This window comes from Herminiimonas contaminans, assembly GCF_015645465.1.
Taxonomy (GTDB): domain Bacteria; phylum Pseudomonadota; class Gammaproteobacteria; order Burkholderiales; family Burkholderiaceae_D; genus Oxalicibacterium; species Oxalicibacterium contaminans.
The window spans coordinates 1-12,637 of sequence record NZ_JADOEL010000008.1; the positions used below are offsets into that span (position 1 = coordinate 1).

The following is a 12,637-nucleotide window of genomic DNA, read 5'->3' on the forward strand; positions in this document are numbered from 1 at the left end:
TACTCTCCACGATGCTCGAGCACCATACGTACAGCGCGTTCACGCACTTCGGGGGAAAATTTGTTTTGCTTCTTCATGGCTCCATTTTCTCAGATGTTGGAGCCTCCACAAATCCCGGGGCGCTTCACATCTCTTAATGTGACGCAGTTAAAGAATTTGCTATATAGCACCCCAGAATTACAAGTATTGATGAATGCCTCTCAGGATTCCGATGAATAAACATGGGAAGCAGAATGTTGTTTCTCAAGGGCGTTTGATTAATTTGATTAGATTCGCAGTGGGGAGCAGCGATTCAATTTTCTTTAGACTGTGCTTGAACGAGTATATTCAACATCCAAGAAATATAGTTGCTCCAGCCCTCTTCCGTAAGAGCGATCCCTTTAGTGGCATGTTGACGCAGTATGCAATCGGGTGCCCCCTCTGTTGTCAGCTCTGGTGGCAACGCTAGTATCCAGCGGGCTATGATGTCCTCTAACTCATATGGAACATCCTTCAAAAATACGACATCTTCACCGTCTAATTCTTGAAAGTTTAATCCGGCCTGCAATCTGCAATGTAATGAGCGTGCTTTTTGATCAATTCCCATTAAATGCCTCTTAATTTGATGTGTTATCAGCAGATTTTCAATAACGGCTCAATTATTTATTTTGAAATAGAAAGAACTGTCAGTACTGTCCCATCTTGTAATTTCATTGATTGCGATCGAACCTGGTAGCGAGAGGCTTCTCGATTTGAAAACCATCTTGTTCCGTCTTCTAGTTTATATCTAGTTCGTGCATCCTCAGGGCCATAAAGAAGACCGAATGCATCCGTGTCGTGATGGAGATCTCGATTGAGATATAACTCTTCAGGGCAACTTGGACTTTTAAAAAACCAGGCAAGGCCGCGCTGTCGATGACAGACAATCCAAGCAGGAATGGCTGCTTTCCGAACCATCTTTATTGAGGTTGCTGTAATACTTGCTTTGAATAAGTTAGCAATTTTCTCAGCGGCATCAAGAGAAATTGGTTTGGCTGTAGCAATCGGCCCAAACAAATAGTCAGGGAGAATCAACTGACTTGCGAAATTATTTGCCAACGCCTCGCCTTCTTTAGATGCGTCATTTTGCGGACTAATATCGTCCTTAGCGCATAAGAAGCCACCACGACCTTTATCCAACTGCCAATGCCCAAGTTCATGTGCAATTGAAAATCTCTGACGCGTCGGAATACTTTTTGAGTTCACCGTAATAACGGCTTTTTCTTCATTGGCGACAAGTCGAGCTTCGCAACCATCCAAAGGCTTTACGTGGATTGTTGCACCCAACCCATATGCAATAACTTGCAAATCAATGTCCGCTGGATCAGTTATGCCGTAGTCCCACAATATTCGCTCGGCAACAGAAAGCTTTGATATATCAATTACCAAGATCTTCTTTCTTAATCTCGCCAATCTCAATTAAATCGTCCCACAAGCTTTGCCAGTCAGAGTCTGACTGTTTTGTTCCTTGTCTGAACGCAACTGCTAACTCAGGGCGACGAGAGAAAAGCTCCTGCAACTTACTCTTGATAGCATCCATGCTTGGGCGCGACAATTCACTACGAGAAAATTTATTGCTTTCTTTCAATTTTTCTCTTACCTGAAGAATGCGTTTTCTTTTGGCTTCTGCCACTAAGCTTAGCGCGGAAGCTCGCATATTCAGTGCAATGTCTTTTGGATTTAAGCCATCGTCCGTAGCATCTTGCAGAAGATCCGCATCTGATAAGTGATTCACATCTTCAGCGAGACTCTTCTCAATCGTCTTATATTTTGCTCTAGGATCGTTCTTATGAAGTCCGCTCATATCTTCCTCCTTCCGGGGAATAGGCGATCAATGCCGCGCCGCAACTTCTTTCGCGCATACTCATATTTCTGAACGCTCATACCATATTCCGATTCCATTTCACGAGGTGGCACTTTATCTTCCATAGCCATAATTATTAACGTCACATCCTCATCATCTTCAAAGTGATCTTCAATGGCCTTGAGATCTGCTGCCATTAATGATTGGCTTTCGCGATCAATCAATACATTATCAATCGCTAAGTTTTCACTGCCGAACTCATCTATTAGATCGTCATCAGGGTCGGCGTTCACATTACGACGATCATTTGCAAGAATTTCTCGATCATGTCGAACTAGATTTCTATAGCCGTCGGAGATACTAGACATTACTTCATGGATGTAGGCTTTAAATGGAACGTCACATGGCCAGATGCGAGTTTCTTCTAAGGTTCTTGTAATCGCTTCATTGAAAAGTTCTTGTGGATCCTGTAACCCGGTTCCTGGCAGTAAATAGTTTGCCTGCCTATATATGCGGACATAGTCAGCCTGGCTCAGCGACGCTAATGCCTCTTCAATCCGCGTGTAATTGACACCACATTATGTTCAGTTGCCAACAACTCCTCCTCCCCAGCTATTTTTATATACGGCAATTGCCGGAAATCCGGACATTTCGGCTGTGTCCGGTTTTTGATGTCTTCCAGTATATATAAGTGAACACTTTGTTCAGAATCTTAAGGAGGATTTCCTGTGAGCAATAAACGTAACCAACATGTCGTCAGTCATAAAGACGGCTGGGCAGTTAAAGGGGCTGGCGCTGATCGCGCAACCGCCATTTTTTCAACTAAGGCCCCTGCCGTGGATAAAGGGCGGGAAATTGCAAAAAGCCAAGGCACTGAACTTGTTGTGCATGGTCGGAACGGTCAAATTCAGACGAAAGATAGTCATGGGAAAGACCCATTTCCACCAAAAGGCTGATTCCGCGGGCCAGCCAAAATCTGGCCCATTTTGTAGCTTCTTCATAACAATCGAGTGAAGTGGCAATTAACCAGGCATATGTAACTAACAAGACCACATTGGAAAGAGTGACATGAACTACTCGAATAAACTTGATCGATTGCGCGATCGCCGACAAGGGCTTTACAGCAGAAACGGGACTTTTGACTCAGTTGCTTCGTTAATCACGGAGCGCAAAAAAGAGAAGTTCACGTCAATTTCCGAACCGGAATCGGTTAAATATGCTTTGGGCGCAATGCAGCCAGTCGATCGGGAGTACACAGAAAATACATACGCTGAAGGAAACCGGGTCAGGGATCGTCTTGCCGAGGGGTTGACGGCTGTATCCATTCCTTCAGCATTCGAATATCAGGGTTCTGTGCCTTTAGATGTTCATGTTCGAGGCAATAGCGACATTGATTTGTTGGTGCTGCATGCGGGTTTTGTAACGGTGGATTTGGACGTTCAAAGCAAATATGTCTATCACGATGTTTCAGGTCCAACGCCAACAGAATGTTTGAAAAATTTGAGGGCACAGTCGATTGATATCTTGAAACGACGGTTTTATGCCGCGGACGTTGACGCCTCTGGCAGTAAATCAATCACGCTATCTGGCGGGTCACTTAAACGGGTAATCGATGTTGTCCCATCACATTGGCACGATACCTTAGATTGGAAACAATCAGGAAATATCGCACATCGAAAAATTTGCATCCTGGATAGTCATACCAATACCAAGGTCACGAATCTACCGTTCATGCACATCAACCGTATTGCCGAAAAATGCAATCGATCAAATGGGGCTTTGCGTAAGGTAATTCGATTGCTAAAGAATCTTCGATACGATGCGGATGCTGAAATTAACTTGTCTAGCTACGATATTGCATCGATAGCTTGGCACATGAGCGAGGCAGAACTTCAGGTGCCTTTCGGAGTTGATCTTCTATTGGTGGATCGCGCGCGTACTCATTTAAAGATGATCATCGATAATGAGCACTATCGTCGTGTCCTCCAGGTCCCGAATGGGACGCGACTAATCTATAGCGATCCTAAAGCTCTGATTGGAACGAAGCAGCTATATGCGGAGCTTGATCAACTCGCCAAGGACATCGCAAACGAATTGGATCCATACGCGGCTCTTTCTCATCGTCTTCCTGCTCAAATTCTTTCCAAAGCTGTCTACTTATAATGTCAGACAAGGAGGTAAGAATGATCGATCAAGGGTTGGCAAACATTGTGGGTGCGAAAAAGCCATTTCGTATATTAAGCTTGGATGGGGGTGGTGCTAAGGGATTTTATACGCTCGGTGTTCTCAAGGAAATTGAGGGGATGCTAGGAGGTCCACTTCACCAGCATTTCGATCTCGTGTTTGGTACGAGTACCGGAGCAATTATTGCATCGCTCATTGCGCTAGGATATGAAGTCGATCAAATTCACGATCTATACAAAAAGCATGTCCCCACTGTAATGCGTCAGAAAACACCTAGAGGAAAAACTGATGCATTAGCCAAGTTGGCACAAGAAGTGTTTGGAACCGCTAGCTTCCGGGACGTGAAGACTGGTATAGGTGTTGTAACCACCAAGTGGGAAGTTGAACGTCCAATGATTTTCAAGGGAAATGTTGAACAAGCTCATGGCCGCATTGGCACATTTTTACCAGGATTCGGTGTAAGTATTGCTGACGCAGTTCAAGCATCCTGTTCAGCATATCCATTTTTTGATCGCAAGATTATACGAACAAACGATGGAGATGAAATCGACTTAATCGATGGCGGGTATTGCGCCAATAATCCAACACTTTACGCGATTGCTGACGCAGTAAAAGCGCAGAAAATTCCAAAAGAAAATATAAGAGTAATTAGTGTTGGTGTTGGTGTTTATCCAGAGCCCAAACCAAAAACATTAAAAATGTGGTTTGCAAAAAAATACCTGGTCAGCGTACAGTTGCTGCAAAAGACATTAGAGATTAACACTCAGTCAATGGACCAGTTGCGCTCTATATTATTTAACGACGTCGCGACTATTCGTATAAGTGACACTTTTGAGCGGCCTGACATGGCGACTGATTTAATGGAACACGATTTACAAAAATTGAATTTATTGCGTCAGAGGGGGCGCGAATCATATGCAAGCAGGGAAGCAACGTTAAGACAATTTTTAATCGATTAAACATCTTTAATTCTTTGTGGTTGTTTATCTCGGATAGGCGGTTTGATAGTTCTCGGAGTATTGGCATCGATTGCAAATGAAGTAACAGCTATTTCAGGTTTATCCAAACTACTCAACAGTACACACTGCTAAGTCACACATTTTTATCATTTGCTAGTGATCCCCTGAAATATCGACTTTGCACGGCCCGAGGCAATTGATTTCTGCTCGTCGTTCAAAGATGAACAATCGATTTTCAAATTGCCTTGGTCAATCTTCCCAGCTTTTGGTTGGGACGTCAGAATAATTGCGCGCCAAGAGCATGCAGTAATCTGGTCATCCGGGGAAAAGGAATCGTTGGCATAGGTATATGCCAGGTTGCGCTGTGCTTGATAATCACCACGCAAGGCATCATCTTTATACTGCGCTACATTTTCTTGAAAGCGTTTAATCATCGAAGCGCGCCGTGACTTATATCCGTCAGTTGAAGGATCATCTAGGTCAACCATGCTCGGTACTTCTACAAAAGTATGTTCAGGTACATTACAAATTTTGGCGCATGGACTTTTAGCAGGTTGGAAGCCAGGGCGTTGCCCGCCACCAAGATCGTAGTAACAAACGTGGCCCATTGCCATAGCATCCACCAGTTCACTATGAATAGGCCTATCTGCAACTTTGAATGTGATCTCGAATTTCTTTGTCCAGCCATGCAGCTTATCGATTCTATGAACAGGATTACCATCCGAGAATTTCAATGCGCTAAAATCTTCTGAGTACTTTGCAATTGCTGGACATTGTTTTAAAAACTCAGTAACTGTTTTTGCCACTTGGTCGCGCGACAAACCACTTTCATTTTTAAAATCCAGTTTAATCGTCGCTTCTTCATGTTCAGTTGAACAACTGAAAAGGAGTGCAGTAAGGAACAACAATATAGTTTTAATAGTAGACATCGATTCCCCTCTAGTGACTTTCTATACGAAGTCCTTCTCGGCATCATATCAGTGTGTCTTGTCGGGCCAGCTACTTATGATCGATAAGTGGCGCTAAACCGGCGAGTACATGGACCGAGGCTGCAGGCTTCCCGTATGCAGGGACATATGTCGGTCCGGAAGAAATCGTCGCCAATGTATTTTTTAAATTAGCGACTGAATGGATAAGTTATCGCGCTGAGGTGCATACCTAACTGGCTGATGGCGATCAAGTCGCTGCATTTGGAAAGTATCGCTGGGCTGAACCCCGTAGGCAGCTGCTGACTGTCGCACCTTCATTACGCACGTTCGCGCTGCTGCTGTCTGCAACTCTCTGATCCAGCATTCTAGGGGAATAGGCACGACTTCATTGTAATTTTGGTCAGCGCCCCGTTTTTTTTATCGGCTCCTGGTGGCGCCGTGTGGGTCGATTACAAATTTCTTAGGAGCGCCAGCGTCAAATTCTCCGTAGCCTTGTGGAGCGTCGTCTAGCGAAATTATCTGTACACCCACTATATCCGCAATGTGCAATTTATCCCAAAGGATCGCTTGCATGAGTTGTCGGTTATATTTCATGACCGGAGTTTGTCCAGTGTGGAGGCTGTGCGACTTAGCCCAGCCTAGCCCTAAGCGAAGGCTTAAGCTGCCTCGCCGAGCAGCGGCATCATGAGCGCCAGGGTCATCAGTGACGTAGAGACCCGGAATTCCAATACGTCCGGCGGCTCTGGTGATCTCCATTAATGAATTCAAAACTGTTGCCGGAGCTTCAACTTGTGATCCATCGTGACCATGTCCACGTGCCTCAAAGCCTACGCAATCAATTGCACAGTCCACTTCAGCATCGCCAAGTATTACAAAAATTTGATCTGCTAGGGTTGCATCCAACGATAGATCGACAGTTTCGAACCCAACACTGCGCGCATGGGCCAAGCGTACTGGATTTACGTCTCCGACAATGATAACTGCTGCCCCTAGCAATCTTGCAGAAGCAGCCGCCGCCAGCCCAACAGGCCCGGCTCCTGCGACGTAAACAGTTGTTCCCGGGCCAACTCCTGCAGTAACCGCTCCGTGATAGCCAGTCGGTAAAATATCCGATAGACAGGTAAGGTCGGCAATCTTTGCCATCGCTTTATCATTGTCCGGAAATCGGAGTAAATTGAAATCGGCATAAGGCACCATGACGTATTCGGCTTGCCCGCCAATCCAGCCTCCCATATCGACGTAGCCGTACGCGCCACCAGCTCTTGAAGGATTGACGCTCAGACAGACGCCAGTGTGTTGTTCTTTACATGTACGGCAGCGGCCGCATGCGACATTAAATGGTACCGAAACAAGATCCCCCTTTTTAAGGGTTTCCACATCCTTGCCAACCTCAAGTACTTCGCCGGTAATTTCGTGGCCGAGGACCATGCCCGACGGCGCAGTCGTCCTACCCCTAACCATGTGTTGATCTGATCCGCAGATATTCGTAGTGACTACCTTAAGAATAACGCCGTGTTCAATTTTTTTACCAGCCGGATTATCCAGCTTGGGATATAAGATAGACTGAATTTCCACTTTCCCTTGCCCTACGTAGACTACTCCGCGATTCTCTGCCATTTATTTTCCAATTCAACGTTGGTTTAAAGATTTTTGCTGTGGTCGATAACCCATATAGGCAATTGGCCGTGCAAATGAGGCTTAACGAAATTTGCTACAGACCTCGATACGCCGTGTCAATAGTCACAGTGCCACCGGCACTACGTGAAACACATGCGCACAATTTTCTATTTTCGGCTTTTTGATGCGCACTTAAAAACACGTCTCTATGATCGACGGGCTCTGTCGTACTAACAACGTCGACTACACAAAGACCGCATTCGCCGCGTTTGCAGTCCGACATCAGTTCGACTCCAGCCTCTTGCAGAGCGGCGAGCATGCTCTGATGGGCAGGCACCCTTACTAATTTATTCAACCGGGGAATTTCAACCATGAATTCCTGGCTAGGATAATGCCCACTCGCGGCAAAGGTCTCATACCGTAACAGCCCAAGTGGCCTTTCGCTTTTCCGCCATAGTTTTGATATCGCTTCAAGCATACCAATAGGGCCACACACATATAGTTCGCCGTTCTTATCCACAGAGTTGACAATACTCGCGATGTCTAGCGGGCCGTCCTCATCTCCAACTGACAACTCAAGGCGTTCCCCGAGCCAGGTTTTGAGTAGGTCACCAAATGCAGCCTCTGAGCGGGTACGAACGCCATAGATCAACCTCACAGGTTTATCGCTATTACTTAATGCTTTTGCCATGCTTACGAGCGGCGTGATGCCTACGCCACCTGCGACCAGCGTATATGAAGTGGAATACCTACTTAATTCAAAGTGATTGTGCGGTTGAGAAATTTCGATCAAATCGTTTTCGTTAAGCGACCACATATATCGTGATCCGCCTTGGCCATCTTCAATTAATCGAACAGCGATGCGATAGTGTTCATCTTCGACCCCGGTATCTATTAAAGAATATGTACGAATCTCAGAACGATCTTCGACTCGCACACGGATTCGTATGTTTGATCCAGGAGTCCACGATGCCCTCCCATTTTTTGGGGTAATTTGAAAAAGTTTAATACTTGGGCTTATATTTTCTAACGCTGTAACGGAGGCATTTACCCAATGGTCTCGAAATTTCATTCTCAGTCTCCAAATCTATACGTTAGCGAGGGCGCATATTTTCTATTTATTTATTATGAGTTTGGTTTCTTGCAGATAGGCTAAGTTGCAGCAACGATCGGGATAACGTTCGAGACTAAGCTTAAATGTGATTGTTCTTGATCGATGAGGCGGTTGGTAAGACGACGAGACCACATTGCGCCTGCGTCAATATTCAGGTTGTAAAATTCACGCTCTGGATGCGCAAGAATCGCTTGTTGCTGGGCTTCAAGAATGTTTTCATCTTCTTTAAATATGCCGTGCACGGCCGCCTTGTGATTCTGCGTAGTAGCTTGATCCGAAAGCCTGTAGTTTCGGCAGATCGACCAAAAATAATGGCAAGTCGTCTCGGTTTCTGGCGTTAGCGTATGAAGTACAAATCCGTTTACACCTTGTGAACGGTCACCTTCCGGGGCCCCTGTTCCTGTTTTCGCAACGCCGACGTCAATCGTCACAGTGTTTGGCGCTTCGAACCTCACAATTTGCCACCGGTCTACATTTCCATCCCAACCAGTATGATGTTTTAGAGCCCCTTTCCAGAAAGCAGGCGGATTAAGATCGGTCATCCAGCGGGTTACCGTTACGAACTTGTCATCGTATGTCACTTCGAAGGGTGCTTCTGCGATTTCCCTGTGACCGATGGTGCTCCCATGCACAAACGTCTCATGCGTTAAATCCATCAAATTATCGATTACGAGACGATAGTCACACTTAGCGTGGATGGTCTGCCCGTCGCCAGCCCATTCTGAATCATCATTCCAATGTAAATCAGGGATCTTGCTTTCATCGGCAAGCGTAGGATCTCCCGGCCACAGCCAAACCAAGCGATGCTTTTCAGCAACTGGATATGAACGTACGCACGCTGATGGATTCATTGTCTCTTGGGAGGGCATTTCGACACAACGGCCACTAGGATTGAACGTCAGCCCATGGTAGCCACAGATCACGGTATCGCCTGCCAGCGTTCCTTTAGACAAAGGTAATAAACGATGCCAGCATGCATCTTCAAGCGCGACAGCGGTACCGTTCAATTGACGATACATCACTATCTTTTGCTTGCAAATTGTCCGTGGCAGCAACTCGCGTTTAAGTTCTACATCGTATGCTGCTGCGTACCATGCATTGAGGGGGAATGTGCCTGATTGCACTTTTTGATGGGTTGTCATTTATGGTCTCCTGCTATTGGCCCCACATTAACCGATGCTTATCGAATAAACGCCAACAATCGCGTGAATGCAATGCAGCGCTTCTTTATTGCTCATCATGATAAGTACACTGTTAAACCAGCACAATTCAATACCCCCAATACCTGCCATTGTTCATATCAATAAAGGCAACGCCGACACTGCATGCTTGATCAAAAAAAGCATTATTGTCAATTTCAATGGGGTTTATTAAGGTCATTGCATTGATCGACTTAAGTTTATTGCTTAAATTTGGCCTGGGGTTGTCGATAACGGCGAACTAATTAAAGTATGGGCCAAAACAAAGCCCATTAATTACAAAAATAATATGGAGATTTTATGCGTGGATTAAAGGCTTTGGTCGCAATAGGCGCTGCTTCGTTAATGACTACCGTGATGGGGCAAAGCGACGACAAGGAAATCAAGATCGGCATCGTGGCATCGTTATCCGGGATGTATGAGATCGGCGGCCACCAACTTCAAAACGGCATCAATACTTATTTGAAGCAAAATGACGGTAAGTTGGCGGGACATAAAGTCACGCTGATATACCGCGATACAGCCGGTCCTAACCCGGATATCGCGAAGCGTGTAGCGCAAGAGTTGATCACCCGAGACATGGTTGATTTCCTCGCTGGATTTGATTTCACGCCCGGCGCCATGGCCGTCGCGCCGATCGCTACACAAGCCAAGACCCCGATGATTTTAATGAATGCCTCCGCATCTATTATTCCGACGAAGTCACCATATATCGTGCGTACTTCGTTTACTCCGGGGCAGACATCATATCCATTGGGTAAGTGGGCGGCACAGAACGGGATCAAGAGCGTCGCAATTGTGAGTGCCGACTTTGCGCCGGCAGCGGAGGCGGCAATTTGGTTCAAGAAATCGTTCATTGAAGCTGGTGGCAAGATTGTGAGTGAAGTTGCCGTTCCGTTGACTAATGTTGATTTTGCGCCCTACCTACAAAAAGTGAAGGACCAAAAGCCTGACGCGGTGTTTTCGTTTTTGCCAGTGGGCGAGCCGGTTATCCTGTTCTACAAAACTTTTAAAGAGCGTGGTCTTGCGAAAGAAGGCATCAAACTCATTTCCGCAGAGGGATGGGTTGACGATGACGTGCTGAAAGCGTCTGGGGACGCTGCAATCGGGGCGATATCCAGCGGCTACTACACCCCTTCGCATGACAGTAAAAAAAATAAAGACTTTATCGCAACTTACAAATTGGTCTCTGGTGGAAAGATGGAGCCTAACTATCTAGCCGTGGGTGCTTATGATGGTATGGCGGTAATTGCAGAGGCGGTGAAGAAGGTTGGGCTCCCTGAAGATCGCATTAAATTGATTGATGCGATGAAGGGTTTAACGATTGATAGTCCAAGGGGACCATTGACAATTGACCCAACCAGCCGGGACAGTATCAATACTGTCTACATGCGCAAAATAGAGATTATCAAAGGCAAAGCAGTAGCAGTTGAATTCGATAAATTCGATGCCGTTAAAGACCCTGGAAAGCTATCGCCATAAATTGAACGTCCTTTTCCGGCGGTAGTTGTTCGGCAGCCGCGCCGATCATTAACAAGTTAACCGCGTCAATATCCAAACCGTTTAAATAATAAATTGCGTTAAGCAATGTGGCTTCGCGCGCCCAATAAAATTAATAAAACTATAAATAGTGGAGACCTTATGAAAAAAATTATTGCCTTTAGCTTTTTAAGTCTGTCAGCAGGAATCGCTGCTGCACAAACCAACGTGACTATTTACGGTGTTGTTGATACCGGAGTCGAATATGTTACGAATGCGAACGCTGCAGGCCAATCATTGGTTAGGCTGCCGACACAGACGGGTTCGACGCCCTCGCGGCTCGGCTTTAAAGGTTCCGAAGATCTCGGTGATGGGTATCGGGCATTATTCGTTCTGGAAAACGGATTGGCGCTTGATACCGGCGCGTCCCAGCAAGGTGGTCGGTTATTTGGCCGGCAAGCATACGTGGGGATCGACGGGCCGTACGGCACCGTTACGTTAGGTCGAATTTACAATATGACGTTTTTATCGTTATTAGACTCCGATATCCTTGGCGGCAGTATTCACGAGGCCGCCAATATGGATCCATACTTGCCTAATGCTCGATCAGACAACGCCATTGGCTATTTAGGTAAATTTTCAGCCGTGACGGTCGGTGCAACATACAGCTTTGGACGTGACACAGCGACGGGTGGCGGACCCGCAGCGACGAACTGTGCAGGCGAATTGGCGGGAGACTCAAAAGCCTGTCGTCAGTGGACCACAATGCTGAAATATGATCTCAACAATTTTGGTGCGGCTGCCGCATTCGACCGTATGAACGGCAATACCGGCGCTAGCGCCCCTTTGAGCAATAGCGCATTTACAGACACGCGTACCTCTCTCAATGGTTATTACAAATTCGGCGATGCAAAGATAGGATTGGGGTGGGTCGGACGGAAAGTAATGACCACGACTAACGCCAATACCGACCTTTTCTTCCTTGGCTTGAGCTATCGGTTTAGTCCCGCGGTTGTACTTGACACCCAAATTGGGCGACTCAGCGGCTTTATTAGCGGGAACAACGCTACCCAGTTGGCTTCTCGACTGACCTACAGTCTGTCTACCCGTACAAGCTTGTATGTGTCTGGCGTCTATTTGCGTAACCAGCAAAACTCGGCGGTCTCCGCCACAGGAGGTTCAGGTGCCACACCAGGTGCTGGGGTGAATCAGGCTGCGGCTATGGCCGGGGTACGTCACCGATTTTAAACACAAATTCTGGCAAGGAATCTATTCGGTTCCTGTCAATTTACTTAACGTGATATTGGCTTAGGTTTAACAGATTTAGGCGGCGA

General features: G+C 46.3%; 13 protein-coding genes. 5 read left to right on the plus strand and 8 right to left on the minus strand.

The features are described from left to right. Positions 1 to 292: 292 nt before the first annotated feature. Genes IXC47_RS10940 through IXC47_RS10955 form a run of 4 tightly spaced genes read right to left on the minus strand, consistent with a single transcriptional unit; the run spans position 293 to position 2,190 of the window. Positions 293 to 586 carry a hypothetical protein gene (locus tag IXC47_RS10940; protein WP_195875666.1) on the minus strand — a complete coding sequence of 98 codons (294 nt, stop codon included), beginning with the start codon at positions 584 to 586 and terminating at the stop codon, positions 293 to 295. A 56-nt stretch (positions 587 to 642) separates the two neighbouring features. Continuing rightward, positions 643 to 1,407 carry an ImmA/IrrE family metallo-endopeptidase gene (locus IXC47_RS10945; protein WP_230089513.1) on the minus strand — a complete coding sequence of 255 codons (765 nt, stop codon included), beginning with the start codon at positions 1,405 to 1,407 and terminating at the stop codon, positions 643 to 645. Then, entirely contained in the window at positions 1,397 to 1,822 is a 426-nt protein-coding gene (locus IXC47_RS10950; protein ID WP_195875667.1) for a hypothetical protein, read from the minus strand. Before IXC47_RS10950 ends, IXC47_RS10945 begins: the two co-directional genes overlap by 11 nt. After that, a complete protein-coding gene (locus IXC47_RS10955; protein ID WP_195875668.1) occupies positions 1,819 to 2,190 on the minus strand; it encodes a hypothetical protein in 372 nt (123 codons plus the stop codon). The genes IXC47_RS10950 and IXC47_RS10955 overlap by 4 nt, the downstream gene beginning before the upstream one ends. Before the next feature lie 360 nt (positions 2,191 to 2,550). Here IXC47_RS10955 and IXC47_RS10960 point away from each other — a divergent pair, with 360 nt between their 5' ends. The 3 genes from IXC47_RS10960 (at position 2,551) to IXC47_RS10970 (ending at position 4,965) form a co-directional block, all read left to right on the plus strand. Then, entirely contained in the window at positions 2,551 to 2,778 is a 228-nt protein-coding gene (locus IXC47_RS10960; protein WP_195875669.1) for a DUF2188 domain-containing protein, read from the plus strand. Positions 2,779 to 2,890: 112 nt separating this feature from the next. Beyond that, the gene (locus IXC47_RS10965; protein ID WP_195875670.1) at positions 2,891 to 3,985 is read left to right on the plus strand and encodes a nucleotidyltransferase family protein; all 1,095 of its coding nucleotides are present in this window, start codon (positions 2,891 to 2,893) and stop codon (positions 3,983 to 3,985) included. A 20-nt stretch (positions 3,986 to 4,005) separates the two neighbouring features. Then, positions 4,006 to 4,965, plus strand: coding sequence for a patatin-like phospholipase family protein (locus tag IXC47_RS10970; protein WP_195875671.1), 960 nt, complete (start codon positions 4,006 to 4,008; stop codon positions 4,963 to 4,965). Positions 4,966 to 5,111: 146 nt separating this feature from the next. Here the strand turns inward: IXC47_RS10970 and IXC47_RS10975 are convergent, their stop codons facing one another. From IXC47_RS10975 to IXC47_RS10990, 4 genes are all read right to left on the minus strand, one after another. Beyond that, complete coding sequence (locus IXC47_RS10975; protein ID WP_195875672.1) at positions 5,112 to 5,894, minus strand: hypothetical protein; 783 nt, start codon at positions 5,892 to 5,894, stop codon at positions 5,112 to 5,114. A gap of 417 nt (positions 5,895 to 6,311) precedes the next feature. After that, complete coding sequence (gene fdhA / locus IXC47_RS10980; RefSeq protein ID WP_195875673.1) at positions 6,312 to 7,511, minus strand: formaldehyde dehydrogenase, glutathione-independent; 1,200 nt, start codon at positions 7,509 to 7,511, stop codon at positions 6,312 to 6,314. Positions 7,512 to 7,605: 94 nt separating this feature from the next. Then, a complete protein-coding gene (locus IXC47_RS10985) occupies positions 7,606 to 8,583 on the minus strand; it encodes a PDR/VanB family oxidoreductase (protein ID WP_195875674.1) in 978 nt (325 codons plus the stop codon). An 80-nt stretch (positions 8,584 to 8,663) separates the two neighbouring features. After that, positions 8,664 to 9,767, minus strand: a complete 1,104-nt coding sequence (locus IXC47_RS10990; RefSeq protein WP_195875675.1) for an aromatic ring-hydroxylating dioxygenase subunit alpha — start codon at positions 9,765 to 9,767, stop codon at positions 8,664 to 8,666. Positions 9,768 to 10,124: 357 nt separating this feature from the next. On the opposite strand from IXC47_RS10990, the gene IXC47_RS10995 reads away from it, so the two are divergent. Together IXC47_RS10995 and IXC47_RS11000 are read left to right on the plus strand one after the other, a co-directional pair. Next, complete coding sequence (locus IXC47_RS10995) at positions 10,125 to 11,306, plus strand: ABC transporter substrate-binding protein (protein WP_195875676.1); 1,182 nt, start codon at positions 10,125 to 10,127, stop codon at positions 11,304 to 11,306. Positions 11,307 to 11,465: 159 nt separating this feature from the next. After that, positions 11,466 to 12,551, plus strand: a complete 1,086-nt coding sequence (locus tag IXC47_RS11000; protein WP_195875677.1) for a porin — start codon at positions 11,466 to 11,468, stop codon at positions 12,549 to 12,551. Positions 12,552 to 12,637 lie beyond the last annotated feature (86 nt).